Origin of the sequence: Nocardia sp. NPDC050630, from assembly GCF_044457245.1 — a bacterium.
GTDB lineage: Bacteria > Actinomycetota > Actinomycetes > Mycobacteriales > Mycobacteriaceae > Nocardia.
Map to the genome: position 1 here is coordinate 143,508 of NZ_JBITGN010000003.1, position 21,569 is coordinate 165,076.

17 protein-coding genes are annotated in these 21,569 nt (G+C 65.9%); 10 read left to right on the top strand and 7 right to left on the bottom strand.

Annotated features, from left to right (window positions below; genetic code table 11):
- Window positions 1-150 precede the first annotated feature (150 nt).
- Together ACIBG0_RS10860 and ACIBG0_RS10865 are read left to right on the top strand one after the other, a co-directional pair.
- On the top strand, window positions 151-303 hold the full coding sequence (locus tag ACIBG0_RS10860) for a hypothetical protein (RefSeq protein ID WP_397031410.1): 153 nt from the start codon (window positions 151-153) through the stop codon (window positions 301-303).
- A gap of 275 nt (window positions 304-578) precedes the next feature.
- Window positions 579-1,445, top strand: a complete 867-nt coding sequence (locus tag ACIBG0_RS10865; protein ID WP_397031412.1) for an alpha/beta fold hydrolase — start codon at window positions 579-581, stop codon at window positions 1,443-1,445.
- Between the two features lie 206 nt (window positions 1,446-1,651).
- Here ACIBG0_RS10865 and ACIBG0_RS10870 read toward each other — a convergent pair whose 3' ends face one another.
- The 4 genes from ACIBG0_RS10870 to ACIBG0_RS10885 all read right to left on the bottom strand — a co-directional run bounded on the left by ACIBG0_RS10870 (window position 1,652) and on the right by ACIBG0_RS10885 (window position 7,257).
- The gene (locus ACIBG0_RS10870) at window positions 1,652-4,681 is read right to left on the bottom strand and encodes a hypothetical protein (protein WP_397031414.1); all 3,030 of its coding nucleotides are present in this window, start codon (window positions 4,679-4,681) and stop codon (window positions 1,652-1,654) included.
- Between the two features lie 289 nt (window positions 4,682-4,970).
- A complete protein-coding gene (locus ACIBG0_RS10875) occupies window positions 4,971-5,777 on the bottom strand; it encodes a lysostaphin resistance A-like protein (RefSeq protein WP_397031416.1) in 807 nt (268 codons plus the stop codon).
- 25 nt (window positions 5,778-5,802) lie between these two features.
- Window positions 5,803-6,753, bottom strand: coding sequence for an RluA family pseudouridine synthase (locus ACIBG0_RS10880; RefSeq protein WP_397031418.1), 951 nt, complete (start codon window positions 6,751-6,753; stop codon window positions 5,803-5,805).
- A gap of 51 nt (window positions 6,754-6,804) precedes the next feature.
- Window positions 6,805-7,257, bottom strand: a complete 453-nt coding sequence (locus tag ACIBG0_RS10885) for a TIGR03667 family PPOX class F420-dependent oxidoreductase (protein WP_397031419.1) — start codon at window positions 7,255-7,257, stop codon at window positions 6,805-6,807.
- A 470-nt stretch (window positions 7,258-7,727) separates the two neighbouring features.
- Here ACIBG0_RS10885 and ACIBG0_RS10890 point away from each other — a divergent pair, with 470 nt between their 5' ends.
- Together ACIBG0_RS10890 and ACIBG0_RS10895 are read left to right on the top strand one after the other, a co-directional pair.
- On the top strand, window positions 7,728-9,563 hold the full coding sequence (locus ACIBG0_RS10890; RefSeq protein ID WP_397031421.1) for an ABC transporter ATP-binding protein: 1,836 nt from the start codon (window positions 7,728-7,730) through the stop codon (window positions 9,561-9,563).
- Window positions 9,560-11,296 carry an ABC transporter ATP-binding protein gene (locus ACIBG0_RS10895; RefSeq protein ID WP_397031423.1) on the top strand — a complete coding sequence of 579 codons (1,737 nt, stop codon included), beginning with the start codon at window positions 9,560-9,562 and terminating at the stop codon, window positions 11,294-11,296. The genes ACIBG0_RS10890 and ACIBG0_RS10895 overlap by 4 nt, the downstream gene beginning before the upstream one ends.
- An 84-nt stretch (window positions 11,297-11,380) precedes the next feature.
- Here the strand turns inward: ACIBG0_RS10895 and ACIBG0_RS10900 are convergent, their stop codons facing one another.
- Window positions 11,381-12,070 carry a methyltransferase domain-containing protein gene (locus ACIBG0_RS10900; protein WP_397031425.1) on the bottom strand — a complete coding sequence of 230 codons (690 nt, stop codon included), beginning with the start codon at window positions 12,068-12,070 and terminating at the stop codon, window positions 11,381-11,383.
- A 28-nt stretch (window positions 12,071-12,098) separates the two neighbouring features.
- Here ACIBG0_RS10900 and ACIBG0_RS10905 point away from each other — a divergent pair, with 28 nt between their 5' ends.
- Window positions 12,099-12,527, top strand: coding sequence for a MerR family transcriptional regulator (locus tag ACIBG0_RS10905; protein WP_397031427.1), 429 nt, complete (start codon window positions 12,099-12,101; stop codon window positions 12,525-12,527).
- On the opposite strand, the gene ACIBG0_RS10910 is transcribed toward ACIBG0_RS10905, so the two are convergent.
- Complete coding sequence (locus ACIBG0_RS10910) at window positions 12,528-13,229, bottom strand: siderophore-interacting protein (protein WP_397031429.1); 702 nt, start codon at window positions 13,227-13,229, stop codon at window positions 12,528-12,530.
- A gap of 123 nt (window positions 13,230-13,352) precedes the next feature.
- Window positions 13,353-13,835 (bottom strand): hypothetical protein, encoded by a 483-nt coding sequence (locus ACIBG0_RS10915; RefSeq protein ID WP_397031431.1) that lies wholly within the window; start codon window positions 13,833-13,835, stop codon window positions 13,353-13,355.
- 139 nt (window positions 13,836-13,974) lie between these two features.
- Between ACIBG0_RS10915 and ACIBG0_RS10920 the strand changes: the two genes are divergently transcribed.
- From ACIBG0_RS10920 to nbtC, 5 genes are all read left to right on the top strand, one after another.
- Window positions 13,975-15,261: a SidA/IucD/PvdA family monooxygenase gene (locus ACIBG0_RS10920; RefSeq protein ID WP_397031433.1), complete on the top strand. Its 1,287-nt coding sequence runs from the start codon at window positions 13,975-13,977 to the stop codon at window positions 15,259-15,261.
- Between the two features lie 39 nt (window positions 15,262-15,300).
- Window positions 15,301-16,248: a methionyl-tRNA formyltransferase gene (locus ACIBG0_RS10925; protein ID WP_397031435.1), complete on the top strand. Its 948-nt coding sequence runs from the start codon at window positions 15,301-15,303 to the stop codon at window positions 16,246-16,248.
- Window positions 16,249-16,400: 152 nt separating this feature from the next.
- Window positions 16,401-17,156, top strand: coding sequence for a thioesterase II family protein (locus ACIBG0_RS10930; protein ID WP_397031437.1), 756 nt, complete (start codon window positions 16,401-16,403; stop codon window positions 17,154-17,156).
- A complete protein-coding gene (locus tag ACIBG0_RS10935) occupies window positions 17,153-18,469 on the top strand; it encodes a polyketide synthase (protein WP_397031439.1) in 1,317 nt (438 codons plus the stop codon). The genes ACIBG0_RS10930 and ACIBG0_RS10935 overlap by 4 nt, the downstream gene beginning before the upstream one ends.
- Window positions 18,462-21,566 carry a nocobactin polyketide synthase NbtC gene (gene nbtC, locus ACIBG0_RS10940; protein ID WP_397031441.1) on the top strand — a complete coding sequence of 1,035 codons (3,105 nt, stop codon included), beginning with the start codon at window positions 18,462-18,464 and terminating at the stop codon, window positions 21,564-21,566. Before ACIBG0_RS10935 ends, nbtC begins: the two co-directional genes overlap by 8 nt.
- The last annotated feature ends 3 nt before the right edge of the window (window positions 21,567-21,569 follow it).

The window sequence follows — 21,569 nt, forward strand, 5'->3', positions numbered from 1 at the left end:
CATACGTCGCAACCTATGCGAGGTAGTCACTGGGTATGCGCGAGATGGGATCGAAGGCCGCCTACTGCTGTCCTCGCCCTGCCGCCGCGCGATGCTGCTATCGCGCTGACGTGGCGCTGCTGTCGTGCTATCACCATCAGCACTGCATTGTTGGCGCTGTTGTTGCTGCTCGGCCGCAGCGGCGCGGTACTGCGAGAGTGGGGATCACCGAACGCCGCGCTGCTGCTGCCGATCCAGATCGTTCCGAACCCTAGCTGTTTGCTCGACGGCGCGGCGACCACAGCAGCGGCGCTGATGGCCTGATACCTGCCACGCGCGCAGTTCTATGCGCGGGCGTCACTGGAGCGGGCGCAAGCTTTCGACCAGGCGTTGAGAAACCGGTTCCCCGAATACGCTCGCGCGAGGGAGTAGCCGCCACATGATCATCGATGCCCTCGCGTCAGGGAATTGGCGGGCACGGAGGTCACCCTCGGTCTGAAGGTGAGTGGGCGCGCGATCGGGGTACGCGAACAGAACGAGACCACTCGTCGGGGCGCGGGATGGTTCGGCACGGAGCTACACCTGAGGAGGGGCACCGAATGGATACAATCCGGCATCGCTGGATCACGATCGACGGCATCGAAACGTTTTACCGCGAGGCGGGCCCGTCCGACGGGCCGGTAGTGCTGCTGCCGCACGGATACCCGTCGTCTTCGTTCGAGTTCCGCAATCTGATGCCCGCGCTGGTAGATCGCTGGCGCACGCTCGCGCCCGACCTGCCCGGCTTCGGCTACAGCGACGCTCCGGAGGATTTTGCGTATACCTTCGACGGATATTCGGAATTCCTGCGCCGCTTCACCGAAGTGCTCGAGCTGTCCGAATATGTGATCTACCTGCACGACTACGGTTCTCAGTTCGGGCTGCGGTTGGCGATCTCGGCGCCGGAACGCGTGCGCGGGCTGATCGTGCAGAACGGCGACATCTACGAAGACCAACACGGCCCGAAATACGCACCGTTGAAACGGTTCTGGAACAACCCAACCGAGCAGGGCAAAGCCGAGCTGGCCGAAGCGGTGAGTGAGGCCGGATTCCGTAACGAGTTCCTCGGGGAATTGCCGGACGACCTGGTCGACCGGATCAGCCCCGACCTGTGGCGGCTGGCCTGGACGGTGACCGATACCCCACAGCGCCGCGCCAATCTGGTCAATCTGCTCGCCGATCAACGGCATACGGTGGCATGGTTCGCTGAGCAACAAGCGTACCTGCGCGAGCACCGGCCACCGACGCTGATCGTATGGGGCCGCCACGACGGCTACATGCCCGACGGTGCAGCAATGGCCTACCACCGCGACCACCCCGACGCCGAACTGCACATCCTCGACGGCGGCCACTGGTTGCTGGAGACCCATCTCGGTGAGGTAGTAACCCTCATGCGCGACTTTCTCACCCGCATTCTCGATCAGTGAGCTGGGGAGGGTTTGACGAACGAGCGGTGCGGTCTCGACCACTACCAGGTCCGCAAAATGGCAACCGTGGCACAGCACGTCACCTTGGCAATCCACCGGTGACCACGAGCGGCAGCGGCAGGCCCTGCCCGTCGACCCCGACATGAATCTGGTACTCAGCCCGCCATGCGACCATCCGATGCCGTTGACCTGCAGGAAGACAAGCTCTAGCTGCTGATGGCGTAGGGGCGGCGGACTCGTCTGGCGAATTCGAGGACCTGGGCAATGGCCGTGCGGGAGAGGCCGACTTCCGCGCCGATGCTGGTTGGGGTCCAAGATTGGTCGGCGAGCATGAGGATTTCGGCGAGTTGTTCGACGGGGATGACCGAAAGGCCGCGGCCCGCGATCGCGCGGGCGACCGACCACACCTCGACATCGTCGCTTTCGGAGCCGAGGTTTTCGGTCAGCAGGTTCTCGGCCGAAAGTGATTGCACGACTTCGCTGATCACCTCGCTGGTGGTGCGACGAGGTGCGTCATCCGGAAGGAGTTGCCTGCCCTCGGCTTCGGATTCTGCGGTCTGATCCTTGTGATCGCTTGCGGTGTTGTCCGCGCGCGAGCGGTGACCCTCCATTGCCCGGGTCACTCGTTCGGCCGGGGTGGATGTCCCGGAACTGCGCGGAGCGCGCTGGGGTTCGGCGGCTGGGGCTGTGCGCGTGGGAGTTTCGGCGCGAGTGCTTGACTTCGCGGGCCGGGGAGCATCAGCTTCCGTGCCCGTGCCCGTGCCCGTGCCCGTGCCCGCTGTGGTTGCGTTGTGAGAAACCGTGACGCGACTCGTGTCGGGCTGTGCGCGGCCGCGTGGTGTGTGGGCGGTGTCGTCACTGGATTGCACCGCAGGCTCGACAGCGGCCGTATCGAAGATGCTCAGCTGCGACTGTGCTGTGTGGCGTGCCGAGGTCTTCTGCGATTCGACCTCTCCGACAACAGAAGTCGCACTGGTGTCGCGAGTGGGACGCTCGTCGCGAACGGAAGCCGTGGTGGTGGCATCGCCCTCGAAGGCTGCGGTGCCTGGGGTCGTGCGCTCATCGGAAGCACCGATATCAGCCGCCGTCGTAGTACGGAGGTCGATGCCTGTGACGGGAAAAGCCGCGTGATCAGCGGCCGCAGGTGCCGTCCGGGCACTGTCGCCGCTTGTCTCGGAACCCGCGGTCTCGACGCGAGTGGAACCAGTTGTCGCGGACGTGGTACCGATGTCGGCAACGGAGATGTGTTCATCGCGGGTACTGACCGCACTCGGTGCAGCAGTATGGTCCTCGAAACCTTCGGCAGTGAGAGCTGTGTGCTCGCCGGGAGAAGTCACCGCGGTCCGGGGATTCCCGTTTGTCGCAGTGGTGTGCTCATCGCGGGCGTCAGCCGCACTCGGTGCAGCAGTCTGGACCTCGAAACTTGCGGCAGCGCGAGCTGTCTGCTCGCCGGGAGATGCCACCGCGGTCCGGGGATTCCCGTTTGTGGCAGTGGTGTGCTCATCGCGGGCGCGGGCCGCATTCGGTGCAGCGGCCCGAGGGGCGAAGCCTGCGGCAATGAAAGCCGTGTGCTCATCGGCGGCGTTCTGCGCGACGAATCCGGTTGCGGCAATGTCCGTGTGTCCGTCGCGGGTGCTGGCGGCGTTCGCCGCGGCGGTCCGTGGTGCGGAGCCCGTGCTGGCGAAGGTCGCGCGATGATCGGCAGCTGTCCTTGACGCGTTGTTCGCCTCGTATCCGGTGGTGTGTTCGTCGCTGGTGCTGGCGGTGCCTGGCGCAGCCGTCCGTGACGCGAAGCGTGTGCCAGCGGTCACAGGCGCGGTATCGGGCTCGAATCCGGTGGCACCGGTAGCTATGTGCTCGTCGGCAGCCGTAGAAGCAGTCTGAGGAGAGGACACGGTTGGGGCGACAGCTGTGTGCGTGTCGCGAGTGTTCACCTGCGCCATCGCTGACTCGACACGCACGGTGGCATGCGGCGAGCGTTGACTGACGTTTGCGGTGACATCAGGTGTATTGCGCTGATCGACGTCGGCAGCGTGAAATGCGTTTTCGCCGAAGGGGTTCGCGGCAGAGGACGATGGATGCGCGGGCCTTGTGCCATCGGCGTCGGCAACGTTGCGTGCGGTGTCGTGGATCGAATCCGACCCACGCACGGCGTGACCGGATCGGTAGTCCTCGCTCGGAATCTGTTGGGTGAAACGGCCGTTGGTCGAGCGGGTGCTCTGGGCGTGGTACACCAGGGTTTCGGTGCAATCGAGGCGTGAGACGGGGACCGTGTCGGGTTGCGCGGCGCGCATCGCTGCCTCGGCGACGTGGGAATCCATGTCGACCGGGAAGCGGACACCTGCCTGGTCGAGTAGGGGATCGAAACCCTTGGCGGCGAGTAGTTCTCGACGATCGGCGGGTTCGTCGCGGAAGGGGTCGATGGGCGCTCCACGTTCGGTGGTGACCCGATGTCGCGGCGGCAGGTCGGGTTCGTCCTCGACCATCGGAACGCTGTCGATGAGCAGGGCGTATCGTGCGGAAACCCAGGCGTGCAACCAGATGACGACGCCGACCATAACCGGGGCGATCGCGTATTCGGCGGCCTGACCGAAGGATCCGGCGGCCAGATGCGGGCCCGCATTGAGTGCGATGGTCGTACCGAGCAGCGCGGTTTCGAAGAAGACGACTTTGCCTCGATCGAGTTCGCGGCCCCAGCGGGCGGCCGTCGTCGCGGCCACCATGATGGTGATGATCGGGATCGAGATCATCGCCTCGATGCCATAGCTCAACCAGTACAGCGGATCTGCCATATTCCCGCTGGGCACCAGATTGTGCTGGACATTCACCCCGGCCCAAACCATGCCGAGCACGACGACAGCGATCAATGCGCGCGAGGACCATTCGGCCCGGCGGTACAACTGGGCAAGGCGCGCATCCTGATTCGAGACCCGCCGCCGCGCCGCGAGCGCCCGCCGATGCCAGCGCGCATCCGCATCGTCGGCGCGTTGGATGGCGGACATGGTTCGCCGAGTCCGCTTCTCCGCCGCGAGTTCATCCTGGACGGCCCGCTTGCGCTGCCCCCTTCGCTGTGCCCGAACCCACTGCGCGAGTTGCTGTTCGGCATCGATCTCGTCATCCGATAACGCCTGAACCAGCGCCGCATCCTCCTGCAGCGGCAACCGACCCCGCGCGTTCGCGACCCGCTCGGCCAATGCGGCGATCTCGGACCTACCGGTCGACTGTTTGTCGCGCATCGCGAGCCTTCCCAGGAGCAGGTGCATACCGACGCAGACCTACATGCTCGAACATATGTGTGATCGCACCGAGATTAAACCGCTACCCGCTCGAGGTCAATGCTCGGTACCCCCGAAACTCGAACAAATGCGCGAATCACGAGATCCTGTCCGCGGAAAACTTCCTCGCCAGACTCGGCGACCAACGATCGATCGCCCACGTATCGGAGCTCGCCGATGTTCAGAGCGGGCCGAGCGCAACCTCCGACACGCTGGATCCGCCCGGTCATCCCCGCGCCAATCGGCGAGCTCAGGTCAGCGTCGTATGCCAGACGATCGCGGCCGCCAGTGCGCCTGCTCCGTTGACAGACCAGTGCAGCGCGATCGGGGCGAGCAGGCTGCCGCTGCGGCGGCGCAGCCAGGTGAAGACGACGCCCGCGCCAGCCGTGGCGAGGACGGCCAGCAGGATGCCGATGATCCGGCCCGCCGGACCGCCGCCGACGACCCCGGTCAGGCCTCGGTTGCTGGTGGTAAGGCCCAGCGAGGAGGCGATATGCCAGAGGCCGAAAAGCAGCGAGCCCGCCGCGAAGACACCGCGGGCGCCGTAGACGCGGTCCAGCGTGCCGTGCAGGACACCGCGGAAGGCCAGCTCTTCCGGGATCGCGGTCTGCAGCGGGATGACGATCATCGATGCGATGAGTGCGCCGGAGATGGTGGCGTAGCGGTCGGCGAGGAAGAACGGCCGGGTGATCGGTAGCAACGCCCCGATCGCGACCACCGCGAGCACCAGACCGACGGCACCGAGTGCCCAGAGTGTGCTGCGCCGCCAGTGTCGCGGTGCTAGTCCGAGTTCGGACCAGCCGAGTCCGCGTCGGCGCATGAGTGCGAGCAGGACGACGGCGGCGATCGGAACGGTGAGGATGCTCGCCCATGCGGTGGTGAAGTGGGCGATCAGATTGGTGCCGGCCAGGACGGCCACCACAACGGCCACGTCGAGATAGGCGTGCAATTTGTGGCGGGGCGGTGCCGCTTCGTCGAGGTCCTGTTGAAGCACCCGGCCCAGTCTACGGATGCCGGCAAGCGGTGCGCGGTGGTCGGCTTCGGGGGTTCTCGTCATCAACATGGTCGTACCCTGTTTCGCGTTACGCACCGTCGGCGTTAATACCGACCCGCCACCCTTGCGGATCCGCCCATGCCTGCAGTGTCCGAGCGCTGTCGAACCGGCGCGGGGCGCCGCTGATCGGGTCGGTGAATTCGAGTGATGTGGCCAGCAACTGCAATGGCCGAGTGAAGTCGTGCACAGATTTTTCGGTGATTACTGGATAGAAGTCGTCGCCGAGGATCGGAATGCCGAGTCCGTTCATATGCAGTCGCAGCTGATGGGTGCGCCCGGTTAGTGGCCGCAGCCGATAGCGACCTAGGCCGTCGCGCTGCTCCAGCAACTCGATCCAGGTCTCCGCATTGGGCTCACCCGCTACTTCCTTGGCGGCGAGCACCTGCTTCTCCTTGATGATCCGGCTGCGCACCGTGCGCGGCAGCGTCAGCTCCGGATCGAATGGGGCGATGGCCTCGTACTCCTTGCGCACCGTGCGCTTGTGGAACATCGTCTGATATGCCCCGCGCCGGGCCGGATCGACCACGAAGAGCACCAGCCCCGCCGTGACGCGGTCGAGCCGGTGCGCCGGAATCAGATCGGGTAGGTCGAGTTCGCGACGTAGCCGCACCAACGCCGTCTGCAGGATGTGCTGGCCACGGGGAATCGTGGCCAGGAAATGCGGCTTGTCGACGACGAGCAGATCGTCGTCGCGGTAGACGATCGGGATATCGAACGGCACTTCGGTCTCATCGGGTAGGTCACGATGGAACCAGACCGCGCCACCCGGCACATACGGCGCATCCGGGGCGATCGGACCGGATAGGTCGACAATCCCGCCCGCATCCAGCAGCTCATCTATGCGCGCCGCGGGGACGCGAGGCAGCCGGTCCACCAAATGGTCGCGAATGGTCGCCCAATCGCCCTGCTCCGGTAGGCGGAGCCGGGCCGGATCCAGGCCGTGCCGCTTGGGCAACGGCGGCTGCTGCCTCCTTCTCATCACCGATGACCTTAGTCGGCGATGAATGCCCAGCTCACAGCCGGGGCGGGCTCAGAATCCGCGCAGCCGATCCGGCGTGACGCGCACCGTGACCGAATATTCGGCGTGGAATTGTTCCTCGGTCATCGAAATCGATGCGAGTCCCTCGGCGTATTTCTCGGTGAATGCGGCGACTTCCGCCGGTGTCGGCCCGGACTCGTCGATGCGCGCGGTGCCGGTGAGAATCACTACGTCGCCGCCGGTGTCGGTGCTGTTGAGATGCAGTGCGACCCGTGGATTGCGGGCGATATTGCGCAGCTTCGACTTATCGGCCTGGCTGAAGATCAGGAATTCACCGTCGCGCCATTGGAACCACACCGGATTCGGCTGTGGTGTCCCGCTGCGGCCGACGGTGGTCAACCAGATGACATTCTCACGTTCGAGGCGGGCGGCGACCCTGGCGCCGAACGCGGTACCGGTGTCGATGACGGGCGTGGCGGAGCGATCGGATTCGGTAGTGGTCATGGCTGTCGCAACGCCGACAACGCGCAGTCGATTCCGCGTCCGCGAAGGCGCGCCATGGACGACTACGGCGTGGATTCGGCACGTACTTTTGGCGACCTCACGAATCGTCGTGAAAACGGTGCCGCAGGCGGGAATTCGACAAGAACACTGTCTACCTCCGCACCGTCGAGGACTTCTTGGCCGATATCTCCGAGGCGGTGCGCGGCATTCATGAATTTCTCGGATTGCCCGCCGTCGAGCCGGTCCGCCATCACGTCTTGAACCGCGATCCGCTCGAGCTCCCGGAGCCAGGATTCGAGAGCCCGGCTGCGCGAGTTCTATCGCCCTCGGAACGAGACGCTGTTCGCGCTGATCGGGCGTGACCTCGGCTGGAACGACCGCTAGATAAGTTAGCCTAACCTACTTTTTCGGCTCGTCTTGTGTGAAGATGGGTGCCGTCGCGGCACGAGGCTCGGTGAGAGGGAAGGCAGATGAGGGTGGAGGAAACCGGAAATCGGCCGCCGAAGGCGGTGCTGAAGGCGCGAAAGCAGCAGGAAGCCGCGGCCCGCAAGGAGATCCTCGCGCCAGTGCGCGCGACGTTGACGCTCGCAAGCATCATCGTGGCCATTGCCTCGGTCGGCACCGTCGTGCCGTTTGTGCTGATCGTGGCGGCCTGCCGGGAGCTGCTCACCGACCAGGTGGATACCGATCGGGTGTGGCGACTGCTGCTGATCGCGGTGGTTGTGCTCATCGCGCGGGGCTTGCTGCAGGCGGCTGCGCTGACCTGGTCGCATCTGGTCGATGCCGGATACCAGCTGACGTTGCGTAGGTTGTTGGCGGCCAAGCTGACCAGGGTGCCACTGGGCTGGTTCGGTGAACGGTCCTCCGGCGAGGTGAAGAAGTATCTGCAGGACGATGTCGAGGCGCTGCACTATCTGGTCGCGCATGCGCGGCTCGAGTTCGTCGGCGCCCTCACCGTGCCGCTGGTCACGCTCGGCTATCTCGTCAGCGTCGAGTGGCGACTCACGGTGGCACTGCTGATTCCACTGATCGCCTACATGGCGTTGTTCAGCCGGATGATGGACCAGGACGGCCGCGATCGCATGGCCGTCTATACCCGCTGGGAACGCCGAACCCAGGACGCCGCCATCGAATTCGTCGACGGCATCGAGGTGGTGCGGGCGTTCGGGCAAGCGGGCCGGGCGCACAGGGTATTTCAGGAGGCGGTGGACGGCCAAGCCGACAGCCTGAAACGGTTGAAGATGCCGATCATTCGCATTCAGTCGGCGTCCGACATCGTGGTCATGCCGGTATTCGTGATGCTGGTCGTGGTGATCGCCGGGCTCGCCGCGGTGGGACTGGATTGGGTCGCGCCGCTGGATGTATTGCCGTTCTTGCTCATCGGCCTCGGCCTGGGTAGTGCACTGCTCGGTCTAGGGTACGGCTCTCAGGCGTTGCGGGCCGCCGGTGCGGCCGCTGTGCGACTGCACGAACTGCAGCAGACACCCGAATTGACTGTGCCCGAGACGACATCGACATCGGCTCCCGATCCGGAGCAGGTAGGCGTGGTGCGGTTCGAGGGCGTGAGTTTCGGATATCGCGCGGGTCACCAGGTACTACGCGGGATCGACCTCGAGCTGCGGCCGGGTACCATTACCGCGCTGGTCGGGCCGAGCGGGTCGGGTAAGTCGACGCTGGCGAAGCTGCTGCCGCGCTTCTACGACGTCGGTGCCGGGCGAATCACCATTGCGGGCCGCGATATTCGCGACTTTTCGACCGAGGAGCTTTATCGCACCGTCGGATTCGTCTTCCAGGATGTGCGCTTGATCCGCGGCAGCATTCGCGAGAACCTGCGGCTGGCCCGACCCGATGCCGATGATGCCGCGCTGGAGCAGGCGGCGCGGGCGGCCCAGATCCACGATCGCATCCTGGCGCTGCCGCGCGGTTACGACTCCGAGATCGGCGTCGATGCGACGCTGTCGGGCGGTGAGGCACAACGACTTTCGATCGCCCGCGCGCTTTTGGCTGATACTTCGGTGCTGGTGCTCGATGAAGCGACCGCCTTCGCCGATCCGGAATCCGAGGCGGCGGTTCAGGATGGGCTCGCGGTGCTGGTCGCGGGTCGGACAGTGCTCGTGATCGCACACCGGCTGCACACAATCACCGGTGTCGATCGGATCCTGGTGCTGGAGAACGGATCCCTGGTCGAACAGGGGGATCACCACGGTCTGCGCGAAGCGGGCGGTACCTATCAGCGACTCTGGGAAATAAACGAGGCGGCTGTCGGCGCGCTCGCGTCGGTCGAAAATGTCGAGGTGACACGTTGATTCGCAAGGTGCTCGCGCTGGTTCCGGTGGAGTTCGCCCACCTGACGCCGAAACTGTTGGCGGCCATCATCGCTCAGGCGCTGAGTCAGGCTGTGGCGTATCTGCTGTTGGTGCCGGTGCTGGAGGCATTGTTCGACAACGAGCTCGGCCGCGCCTGGTTCTGGGCGCTGTGGATGTTGGTCGCGGTCGCCGGGGTCGTTGTTTTCGGATATCTGCAGGCCGTAATCGGTCTGCGCATCGGCGTCGGTATGCAGCGCGGGCTGCAGTCCAGACTCGGCGACCATCTGAATGCCTTGCCGCTCGGCTGGTTCGAGACGCACAGCGCTGGGCCGCTGTCGCGGATCGTGGTCGAGAATGTGCGTGAGATCCAGGGCCTGATCGCATACCTGCTGGCCAAGGTGCTGACCAGCATTGTGGTTCCGCTCGGTGTCGCGGTCGGCATGCTGTTCATCGATTGGCGGATCTCGCTGGCCATGCTGCTCGCCGCGCCGGTGTTGTTCGTGGTCAATGCACTGGCCAATCGCGCGTACACCAGCTCCGACGCGCGGATGCACGAGACGGCGACCGAAGCCGATTCGCGGGTGGTCGAATTCGCGCAGGCGCAGCCGGTGTTGCGCGCCTTCGGCGCGGTGGGACCGGGTAACCGAGCGCTCGATAGGGCCCTGGCACAACAACGTTCGGCGATCATCCGATTGATGTTCGCGTCGGTGCCGGGGCTGATCGTATTCGCACTGTTCGTGCAGGCCGTGTTCCTGGTGCTGGTCTATATTGCGGTGGGCCGGGTTACCGACGGCGCTGTATCGGCAGCGGCCGCTATCGCCCTCATCGCGGTGAGCTCCAGGTTCATCGAACCGCTGAATCAGGCCGCGCAGCTGGGCAATGCGCTGCGGTCGGCCGCCGCGGCCGCCGACCGCGTCACCGGACTGCTCGCCGAACCTGTACTGCCCGAGGCGAAGGCGTCGGTGACACCGGGTGCGCCGTCGGTTGTCTTCGACAATGTCTGCTTCGGCTACCGGCCGGGTGAACCGGTGCTGTCGGAGCTGAGCTTCGAGGTGCCTGTTGGGAGCACCACCGCGATCGTCGGGCCGAGCGGAGCGGGCAAGACGACGCTGCTGCGGCTCGCCGCGCGGTTCTACGATGTTGGGGCTGGACGCGTAATCGTCGGCGAGCACGATGTGCGCAAGCAGCCGTCGGAGACACTGCTGAATCAGCTTTCGCTCGTTTTCCAGAACGTGTATCTGTTCAATCAGTCGGTTGCGGACAATATTCGGGTCGGCCGCCCCGACGCCACCGACGCCGAACTGTGGCGCGCGGCCGAGGCGGCCAGGGTCGACGAGATCGTCGAGCGGCTGCCCGACGGCTATGACACGGCGGTCGGCGAGGGCGGTGCGACATTATCCGGTGGTGAGCGGCAACGGGTTTCGATCGCCCGCGCGCTGCTCGAGGATGCGCCGATCGTGCTGCTCGACGAGGCGACCAGTGCGCTGGATCCGCACAGCGAGGCGGTCGTTGTGCGCGGGATACACGAACTCACCAGGGATAAAACGGTAATCGTCGTCGCGCATCGGCTGGCAACCATCGCGCATGCCGACCAGATCCTGTTCCTGGATGGTGGCCGGATCGTCGAACGTGGTACGCACGCCGAACTTTTGGCGCTCGGCGGCCGCTATGCCGACTTCTGGAACGAGCGGTCGCGGGCCGCCGGTTGGCGATTGGAGCCCACGCCGGTCTAGAGAATTCGTGAGTTGGCCGCTTCAGTGATGGCTGGAGGGCTCCCGAAGCGGCAGGCCATTTCGCGGACGACCGCGAACCGGTACTCAACCGGCGCGCGTCCCGGAGGCGAAAAAGATCGGGACGGCGACGAACAGTCGATCATTGCGTGCCCTGGCGGCTTGGTCGTCGAGCCAGGCACCTTCTCCCGCGATACTGGCGAGCACCGGCAGGGCCGCGGCGTCTGTCCACACGATCGTGTGGACCTCGACGGCAACGTCGACGAATCCGTTGTCCAGCAGGAGATTGCGGTATCGCCGGGCAACCCGTGGGTTGGGCATAGCGTCCGCGCGAGCGTGGACCAGCCTGCGGGTGAGTTCGGGATCGTCGGAGTCGATGACGAAGGTGTCCCAGTCTTGGCCGATGAGCACAGCGCGGCCGTTGCCTGCCAGGACCCGGCGCGCCTCGACGACGGCTTGCTCGGGCTCGGCGAGGGTGTGCAGAACCTTATCGGCGCGGTAGCCGGTGACCGAGCCGTCATCGAGGGGCAACGCGGTGGCGTCGGCGATATGGAACTCACCTGCGGGCCAGCGCTGGCCGGCGATCTCGATCACGGCCGGGTCGAGGTCGATGCCGATGGCCCGCACCCCGCGCGCGGCCAACTCACCGACGGCGCGCCCGCTCCCGCAGCCGACGTCGACAACGGTGTCGCCCAATGCGTCGTAGGTGCGTTCTCGCAGGTTGCGTACCTGGGGTAGGTCGTCGAAGGCGTCGAGCAGAGTGAGCAACGTAGACATGGCCGTCTGTGTGCGACTTAATGTCGACATGAAGTCAATCGGTGAGGTGGCCGCCCAGTTCGGGTTGCCGAGACATGTACTGCGATATTGGGAGGCCGAAGGACTGCTGACACCGGCCCGCGCAGGTGACCGCCGTCGCTACACCGACGCGGACCTGCACCGGGTGGCGGCGATCCTGATCTCGAAGGAGGCGGGCTTCGGGCTCGCCGACATCCGCACGATGCTGGCCGCCCGGTCCGCACCGGCGCGCCACGAGGTGACGGTCCGCCATCGCGAGCGGCTGCTGGCACGGATCGCCCGAGCACAGGCCGCACTCGACATGCTCGAAGGCGAATGCCCGTACGACGACATCATGACGTGCCCGCGTTTCCAGGGACTGCTGGCTGATCGACTGCGGCCCTCTTCCGCTACCGCGGCGGACGCCGAGTTCCCGGATGCGCTTCACGGAACGGTGTGACTATTTCCAATAAGCGCGGGACTTGATCGCGGTTTTGGGCAGACCATGAGTGGTCTTCAGTGCCTTGACGATCGAGCGCGTGGTGTGGCCGTCACACGCGACCCAGGCGAAAGCGTCCTTCGGGCACTGCATTTCATTGGCCTGCTCGCGCAACAGCCGACCGTTATCGATCCGCTGCACCCATTTCACCTCGTGGTGTGGCTTATTGCGGACCGGGAGCCCGGTATCGGATTCGTATTGCCATTCCAGCCAGACCCGGGCGGGTATATCGCTGATCGCGTCGAGCAGCGAATTGATGGCGGGCAGCGATGCGGTATCGCCGAAGATGACGAACTCGCTCGGGAGCGGTTCGGGCAGTTGGAAGTCCGAGCCGAGCACCGACACATCGATCTGGTCGCCGACGGACGCCTGCTGCGCCCACGTCGAGGCGGGGCCATGGTGTACCGCGAATTCGATCGAGAACTTGTTCCCATCCGGATCGGGATCGACCAGCGTGTAGCCGCGCTGGTGCTCGCGCTCACCATTCGGAATCCACAGCCGCACCCATTGCGTCGGGTGCACCGGATGATCGGCGAGCAGTCCGCCCGCATCGAATCCGAGCCGCAGGTATTTGTCGCTGATGTACTCGGTCGAGGTCACCGTGAGCCGGTAATCCTCGGCGCGCCACGCCTTCAGCATCAACCCTTCGAAGCCTCTACCCATGCAGCTAAGGTTAGCCTAAACATACTCTGATGTCGCGGGGTGTGGCTTGAAACGACTCCGAATGGCCGTGCGGCCCCGAGGCGGTGAGCAACCTCGGGGCCAACTCGCGCGTGGCGCAGGCGATTACAGGTCGCAGGGCAGCATCGCGACGCTTGCGATGGTGCATTCGGCCTCTCGGGTCAGCTTCCAGGTGCCGTCGATCTGCTTCCAGGACAGGTCGAAGTACCAGGGGTCCCAGCCGTCGATGGCGGTGGTCAGCTGGGCGGTGAGCAGATCGCCGGAGACACTGACCGGGCCGAGGACATTCCAGCGGAAGCTCGGCGGGGCCGCGGCCATGACGCCACCGACCTGGTCGACCAGGGGCAGACCGGCCTCGCCCGCCTCGAGTTCGGCTGCGCGGGCGGAGCGCGAAGCGCCGGTGTTCAGCACCAGTTGCAGCTTGGCCTTCAGCTCACCGAGGCCGGGGGTGGCGGTCCGCATCGGTGCGCCGATGGGCGCGGCGGTGGCGGGGGCCACGGTGGCGAATGCGCCGATCGCGGCGGCCGCGGTGAGCGAAAACGCCGCGGCGGCAAGGCGCGCCACCGGCCTATTTCTGGTGCTGAGCATCGGATCATCCAATCGTTCATTTGCCGGGAGTGTGCCGGTCGAGGACTGGCACTGGAGTGCAATATAAGGTAAGCCTATGCAAAGGTGAAGTCGGAAGTTAGGTGACCCTGGCTACCGCGAGATCGAACGCAGGAGAACCGTGGACACACTATTGGTGGTCGGAGCAGGGCCGAAAGCCCTTGCGGTGGCCGCAAAAGCGCACGTCCTGCGAAAGTTGGGGCTCGCGGCCCCACGGGTGATCGTCGTCGAGGCCCATGCCGTCGGCGGCAATTGGCTGCCGAGCGGCGGCTGGACCGACGGGCAGCACCGGCTCGGTACGAGTCCGGAGAAGGACATCGGATTCCCGTACCACTCGACCTGGGCGCGCGGGCACAACCGGGCCATCGACGAGGCGATGATGGCCTACAGCTGGACCTCGTTCCTGGTCGAGCACGGCACCTACGCCGAATGGATCGACCGTGGCCGCCCGAGCCCACACCACCACGTCTGGGCCAAATACCTGCAGTGGGTTGCCCGCGCGATCGATCTCGAATTGGTCCTCGCGACAGTGGATTCGGTCGCCGCGGCGGCCGACGGCTGGCTGGTTTCGGTAACCGACGCCGACGGTGTCACCACCCAAATCGACACGGACGCACTGATGATCACCGGTCCGGGTCACAGCGGCCGTGCCATGGCCGAACACCCGCGGGTGCTCAGCATTGCCGAATTCTGGAACCTGGCAGGCAAACGCGCGCTGCCGGTCTCCTCACGCGTCGCGGTGATCGGCGGCGGCGAAACCGCGGGTTCGGCATTGGACGAGTTGGTCCGCCACGACATGCTGACCATTTCGGTGATCACGCCCAAGGCCACCATCTACACCCGCGGCGAAAGCTATTTCGAGAATGCGCTCTTCAGCGATCCGACCAAATGGAACGCGCTGAGCATGGACGAGCGTCGCGATGTCATCCGGCGCACCGACCGCGGCGTCTTCTCGGTGCGCGTGCAGGAGAGCGTGATCGGCGACAACCGCGTGCACCATATGCAAGGGCGGGTCGTGCGGGTCGCCGACCAGGGCGACGGCGTATCCGTGACGCTGCGCAACGATCGCCGCCCGGATCAGGTGCACAACTTCGATCTGGTGGTCGACGCGACCGGCGGGCAGCCGCTGTGGTTCCTGGAGCTCTTCGATTCCGATGCCGCCGATCTGCTCGAACTCGCCGTCGGCGGTCCGCTGAACCAGGCCAGGCTGGAGGCCGCGATCGACTATGACCTGGCGGTCTCCGGACTGGACGCGAAGCTCTATCTGCCGAATATGGCGGCCATCGCGCAGGGGCCTGGGTTCCCGAATCTCAGCTGCCTCGGCGAACTTTCGGATCGGGTATTGCGTACCGCCCCGGCGCGTCAGGTCGTCGGTGCGCAGCGAGGTGCGACCGCCCGACTGGGCTGATCGGGCCCCGATATCCCCCATTCATTTAGGTGAGGTTTCATGCGCATCGTCTCGTTCGGCTTCCAGACCTGGGGCCGCAGCACCCTTCAGGCATTGATTGATTCCGAGCACGAGGTCGTGCTCGCGGTCACCCATCCGGCCAGTGCGGATTCCTACAAGGGAATCTGGTCGGATTCGGTCGAGGAACTCGCCCGCGAGCACGGTATCCCGGTGCACCTGACCGAACGGGCCGATGCCGAAACCATCGATCTGGTGAAGCGGGCCGAACCGGATGTCATCGTGGTCAACAGTTGGTACACCTGGATGCCTGCCGAGCTCTACAACCTGCCCCCGCACGGCACCCTCAATCTGCACGATTCGCTGCTGCCGAAGTTCACCGGCTTCTCGCCGGTGCTGTGGGCGCTGATCAGTGGTGAATCCGAGACGGGTCTGACCGTGCATCGGATGGACGAGGGCTTGGACACCGGCGACATTTTGGTGCAGCGCGTGTTGCCCATCGGCCCCACCGATACCGGCACCGAATTGGTTGTGCGCGGTATGGAACTCATCCCCGGTGCGCTGCAAGAAGCGCTGCAGGCCCTGGAAACCGGTACCGCGCAATGGAAGCCGCAGCGCAAATCCGAGCGAACCTACTTCCACAAGCGTTCCGAGCGGGATAGCCGCATCGACTGGACCTGGTCCGCCGTCGATCTGGAGCGTTTCGTGCGCGCACTGTCCGAGCCGTATCCGCGCGCGTTCACCTACTACCGCGGTGAGCGGATCGAGGTGCTCGAGGCGGCGGTTTCGGAGGCGCGCTACGGCGGGACGCCGGGGCGGGTGATCGTGCAGGAGGGCGGCGGCGCGGTGGTTTGCGGTCCGGAGGCGCATCGCGGGCGCAATCGCGGCTTGGTGCTCACCCGGATTCGCGCCGCGGACGGCACCGAGCATTCGGCCGCGGAATTCTTCACGCGCGGTGGCTATCTCACAGGTCACGAAGGGCCTGCCTAGACGTGTTAGGGTAGGCTACGCTAATATTGGGCGACCGTTCAGAAGTAACCACAGATCAGTGCAGCGAGCCGGGGGGGTGTTGTACGCCGCCGATTGAACGCCTGGCGCGACCATTGCGCCGGGGCGTCCGGCGGGAGCGCAGGAGTCAAGAAATGCCAGCAAATCTCGGATGGATCCGGCAATTCCACCAGCCCCGCTCCGTCGAGTGCCCGCCATTGTTGATCTGCCCGCACGCGGGTAGCGGCGCGTCAACCTACCGCGCATTCTCGAAGGTGCTCAGCGAACACTTCACCGTCCTGATATTCCAGTACCCGGGTCGCCAGGACCGGGCCCGTGAGGCGGCACTCGCCACGCTGCCCGAACTCGCCGCCGGTGCGTTCGCGGAATTCCTTAGCTCCGAACGCAATCGCGGCCTGCCGCTGACGGTCTTCGGCCACAGCATGGGCGCGATGGTGGCCTTCGAACTCGTGCGCAATGCCGAGGCGGCCGGACTCGAAGTGCGGTTGCTCGCGCCGTCCGCCGCTGTTTCACCGGGCCGGGCCGTGGACCTGCCGCCGCATCCGACCCAGGACGAGCAGATTCTCGACCACCTCGGCGCGTTGGAGGGCACCGGCGCGGATGTACTCGGCAGCCGCGAGGTCATGCGGATGGCGCTGCCGGTGGTGAAGGCCGATTACCGGGCCTTCGATGCCTATACCTGCCCGGTGGATGTCCAGGTGCAGGCCAAGATTCACGTACTCGGCGGTGCCGAGGATCACCTCATTACGCCGCGTGAGCTGTACGGCTGGTCCAAGCACAGCGCACAGGAAATCGATGTCACCATCTTCGACGGCGGACATTTCTACTTGAACGACAACGCCGCCGGTATCGCGGAACTACTCGCGCCCGAACTGGACCGCGTCGGATGAGTGCGGAAATGGACTCGATCGTCATCTCCGGAATGGCCGTCGAGGCGCCGGGCGGTATCGAGACACTGCCCGACTTCTGGTCGGTGCTGGCCGAATCGCGGGAGCTCATCGGACCGTTCCCGCGCAATCGGGAATGGCCGATCGAGGAGTTGCTTGCGTTGCACCGCACAGAAGGTTGGGGTCGGGTTGCCGATGCCGGTGGTTTCCTCTCGGCGGCAACCGAATTCGATCCGATGTTCTTCGGTATCACCCCGCGCGAGGCCATTTCGATGGATCCGCAGCAGCGGGTCGCGCTGCGGGTGGCCTGGCGGGCGTTGGAGAATGCGGGCATCAATCCGGGGACGCTGGACGGCGCCGAGGTCGGTTGCTTCATGGGTGCGTCCATCAATGAGTACGGGCCGCAGTCCGGTGTGGTCACCGAGTACTCCGGATATCGGGCCACGGGAACGGCCCTCGGCGCGGTGGCGGGTCGGATTTCGCACAGTCTCGGACTGATCGGGCCGTCGCTGACCACCGATACCGCGTGCGCATCGTCGCTGACCGCATTGCACCTGGCCGCCAATGCCGTGCGCGCCGGTGAATGCGAGTGGGCGCTGGCCGGTGGCGTCTGTGTCATGGGTTCGCCCGCGGCATTCTTCGAGTTCGCCAAGAACAACGCGCTCGCCGTCGACGGACACTGCCGCTCCTATGCCGCCGACGCGACCGGCACCTTGTGGGGTGAGGGCGCGGGAGTGGTCGTCGTCGAACATGAATCGCGCGCACGTGAACTCGGCCATCGGATCTATGGCCGTGTGCTCGCCACCCGGTTGAACCACAACGGCAAGGGGGCACCGCTCGCGGTACCCAGTGCGGCGGCACAGCAGCGGCTGATCGAGAAAACCCTGGCGGCGGCCGGAGTTCGGCCGGATGACATAGGCCTGATCGAGGGACACGGCACCGGAACGCCGGTCGGCGACCCGCTCGAGCTGGCTGCTCTCGCACAGTCCTACGGCGGCCTCGACCGCGGCACCGATGGCCCGCGACTCGGCTCGGTGAAGTCGAATATCGGCCACGCACAGGCCGCGTCGGGGGTGCTCGGCCTGATCAAGGTGCTGCTGTGCGGCTTGAACGGTCAGATCGCGCCGAGCCTCTACGCGGAGAACCCGACCACCGAGGTGGATTGGGAGGCCACCAGTCTGCGGTTGGCCACGAAACTCGAACCCTGGGAGCCGATCGGTGGCGGGCGATACGGTGCCGTCTCCTCGTTCGGCGTCGCGGGCACCAATGCGCACGCGATCTTGGCCATGCCCGTGCTGGAGGATATCGATGCCTGAATACCGACTTCCGGACGGAACCGTCCCGGTGCTGCTGTCCTCCGATACGGCCGACGGGCTGCGCGGTGAGGCTGCGGCGATTCTCGGATATCTGGAGCGGCATCCCGAAGTAACCCCGAATCGCGTGGCGGACATGCTGTTTCGCACGCGGGTCGCACGTCGGCGGCGGGCACTGGCGATGGTCACCGATCATGCGCAACTACTCGACGCGATGCGGGCGGTCGCCCGAGATGTCGCGCACCCGTCGGTGGTATCGACGGACGGCACTGCGACCGCTCGCCGGATCGGGCTGGTCTTTCCCGGTCAGGGCAGCCAGCGGCCGGGCATGGGCGCACTGTACTACCGAGTTTCCCCGGCCTACCGTGCCGAGATCGATGCTTGCGCCGAGATCCATCAGGAGCGCTTCGGCCACGTCAGCCCGCTGCACTATCTGCTCGGGAACGAGGGCGAATACGCGGACGCCGTCTGGGAAGTGCAGCCCGCCTTGATGTTTCATATGGCGGGTCTGGCCGCTATGTGGCGTGCCGCCGGTGTGCTGCCCGCCGCCACCATCGGGCACAGCCAGGGGGAGTTGGCGGCCGGTGCGGTCTCGGGTGTGATGACGCGCCGCGATGCGGTACTCGCGGTGACGCACCGCGCCCGGCTGGTCGAGCGGATCTCGCCGCGCGGCTACTCGATGGCCGTCCTCGGTATGGACCGCGACGCCTGCGAGGCGCTGCTGGCCAGGCACTCCGGGTGGGCCGAGCTGTCAGTGGTCAACTCGCCACACATTCTGGCCATCTCCGGCGACCGGGAAACCATTGTCGATATGGTCGCGACCGCGACCGCGAACGGCCAGTTCGCCAGGGAGATCCGGGTCGCCTATCCGGCGCACACCTCGATCGTGGCCGAATTGCGGTCGGAGTTCGAGGCCTTCCTCGGCGCGGAGATGAGCGATCCGAACTTCACCGAGACCGATATACCTTGCTACGGGGCCACCCTCGGCGCGGCGATCACGCCGGATCTGCAGCACGAGGAGTACTGGTACTGGAATCTGCGCAACCGGGTCCGTTTCGATCGCGCCATCGTGGCGGCGGCTACCGACGGCATCGACACCTTCATCGAGGTGTCCGAACATCCGATGCTGCAACTGGCGGTGCAGGAGAACCTGACCCTGGTGCCACCCGGTCCGGGGCTGCCGCCGCGCGATCTTCAGGTGCTCGGCACGTCGCTGCGCACCGCGACCGGGCTGACGGAGTTCACGCGCAACGTGGCCACCGTCGCGGTGCACGACCTCAACTATTCATGGGACGCGCTGCGCATCGATTCCGATTCCGGCGCTGTCCCATTGCCGCTGCGCGATTTCCCGAATACGGTGCTCAACCCGCAACGGCTCTGGGCCGCATACCGATCCGCCACCCCGACCCAGCGGCCGCGATCGGTGGGCATCGAATCGCACCGTGCGGGGGAGTACCCGACGCGACTGGCCGAGAGCTGGGTGCGGCTGGAGCGACGTGCACTCGGCGCGCCGCGCACGCTGCTGATCGTCGACCCCACCGGCCGATGCGCCGAACTGGCGGCGGCGCTGGCCACCGCGGCGTACGCCCATGGGGGCGATGCCACGGTTTTCGATCCGAATCGACCCGACGGCGACCACGACACCATTGTGGTACTGCTGCCGGAACTCCCCGATATGGACGGGCCCGCCGCCCTTCGTGCGGTGGCCGAGTTCTATGAGTCGCGGTGGCTACCCGCCATCGACTCGACCGTCACCGAATGCTGGGTGCTGACCATCGGCGGTGAATCCGTCGTGGCCGAGGATGCCGCGCCACACCTGTTCCACGCCGCGATCTCGGCCGGGTTCCGCTGCATCGGCATGGAATACATTGGCACCGCGTTCCGGCATCTGGACCTCGCGCACGATGCCGACCCCGCGCAGGCCGCCGCGATAGTGCGAGCCCTGCACACCAAGGACGAACCGCAACTGGCGTTGCGTGCGGGAGGTCTGTATGCCAAGCGGCTCGAGGTGGACCAGGATTCCGCGCTCGGCGAAGCATCCGATGAGCTCGACCATGTCGTCATCGTCGGCGGCACCGGCACGCTGGGACTGAGGTTCGGTGCGCACTTCGCCGAGCGCGGCGCTCGGCGGATCACGTTGCTGAGCCGTTCGGGGCAGACCGATGCCAACGCGGCCCGGTTGCGTTCGATCCGGGAGATCAGCGATGTCGAGGTCGTGGTCGTCGCATGTGATGTCAGCGACGAGCACGCGGTGCGCCGGTTCGCCGATGCGCAGGCCGATCGGCCGGTGAGCGTGCTGGTGCATGCGGCGGTGAACTATGTCGGCGCCGAACTCGCCGACATCACCGCCGAAAAGGTTTGGGAGATGGGCGGCTCCAAGATCGTCGGCACCGACCTTTTGCTGCGTGTGCTGCCGATGACCGAGGCCAGCCGGATCATCATCTGTTCCTCGGCGGCCGCGACGTTCGGCGGTCGAGGACAGATCCTCTACGCCACCGTCAACCGGATGCTCGATGCCCTCGCCCAGCGACTGCGCGCGGCGGGCGCGAATGCCACAGCGGTGCAGTGGGGCATCTGGGATCTCGAAGGACCATTGCATGCGGTCGGACTGGACCGGGTGACCGCGGCCGGAGTGGTCCCGATGGATGCGGCTGCCGCGCTGGCCGTCGGAATGTCCGAGTACGCCGAAATCGGTCGACCCGGCAACCGGCTGGTCGCCGCAGCCGATTGGTTCCAGGTGCATGCCCTCATCTCGGCGCTCGGGTTCGGTCCGTTGCTCACGAACGTGCTGGCTCGAGTGCCGCGCTCTGCTCCGGCCGTCGAGCCGACGGCGGCGCCGGTGGTAGCCCCCACGCTACGGCCCACCGGTTCACTGTCCGATCAGGTGCGCATCGAACTCGGCAAGGTGATGGGCGCCGATGGGCTCGGCGCCATCGACAGCTCGGTGCCACTGGTGGCGCTCGGCCTGGATTCACTGCAGGCGTTGGACTTCCGTAAGCGGGTGCAGGCCGAACTGAACCGCGATCTTCCGGTGGCGGCCATTCTGGGCGGCGCGTCGTTGGACGACGTCGTGCGCCTGATGGCCGACAGCAACGTCTAGGCG

Bases quoted from the DNA above. Each gene is read 5' to 3' on its own strand.
- ACIBG0_RS10890 (WP_397031421.1), top strand. From the start codon at position 7,728: ATGAGGGTGGAGGAAACCGGAAATCGGCCGCCGAAGGCGGTGCTGAAG.
- ACIBG0_RS10900 (WP_397031425.1), bottom strand. From the start codon at position 12,070: ATGTCTACGTTGCTCACTCTGCTCGACGCCTTCGACGACCTACCCCAG.
- ACIBG0_RS10875 (WP_397031416.1), bottom strand. From the start codon at position 5,777: ATGACGAGAACCCCCGAAGCCGACCACCGCGCACCGCTTGCCGGCATC.
- ACIBG0_RS10910 (WP_397031429.1), bottom strand. From the start codon at position 13,229: ATGGGTAGAGGCTTCGAAGGGTTGATGCTGAAGGCGTGGCGCGCCGAG.
- ACIBG0_RS10925 (WP_397031435.1), top strand. From the start codon at position 15,301: ATGCGCATCGTCTCGTTCGGCTTCCAGACCTGGGGCCGCAGCACCCTT.
- ACIBG0_RS10865 (WP_397031412.1), top strand. From the start codon at position 579: ATGGATACAATCCGGCATCGCTGGATCACGATCGACGGCATCGAAACG.
- ACIBG0_RS10870 (WP_397031414.1), bottom strand. From the start codon at position 4,681: ATGCGCGACAAACAGTCGACCGGTAGGTCCGAGATCGCCGCATTGGCC.
- ACIBG0_RS10885 (WP_397031419.1), bottom strand. From the start codon at position 7,257: ATGACCACTACCGAATCCGATCGCTCCGCCACGCCCGTCATCGACACC.
- ACIBG0_RS10915 (WP_397031431.1), bottom strand. From the start codon at position 13,835: ATGCTCAGCACCAGAAATAGGCCGGTGGCGCGCCTTGCCGCCGCGGCG.
- nbtC (WP_397031441.1), top strand. From the start codon at position 18,462: ATGCCTGAATACCGACTTCCGGACGGAACCGTCCCGGTGCTGCTGTCC.
- ACIBG0_RS10880 (WP_397031418.1), bottom strand. From the start codon at position 6,753: ATGAGAAGGAGGCAGCAGCCGCCGTTGCCCAAGCGGCACGGCCTGGAT.
- ACIBG0_RS10935 (WP_397031439.1), top strand. From the start codon at position 17,153: ATGAGTGCGGAAATGGACTCGATCGTCATCTCCGGAATGGCCGTCGAG.
- ACIBG0_RS10930 (WP_397031437.1), top strand. From the start codon at position 16,401: ATGCCAGCAAATCTCGGATGGATCCGGCAATTCCACCAGCCCCGCTCC.
- ACIBG0_RS10905 (WP_397031427.1), top strand. From the start codon at position 12,099: ATGAAGTCAATCGGTGAGGTGGCCGCCCAGTTCGGGTTGCCGAGACAT.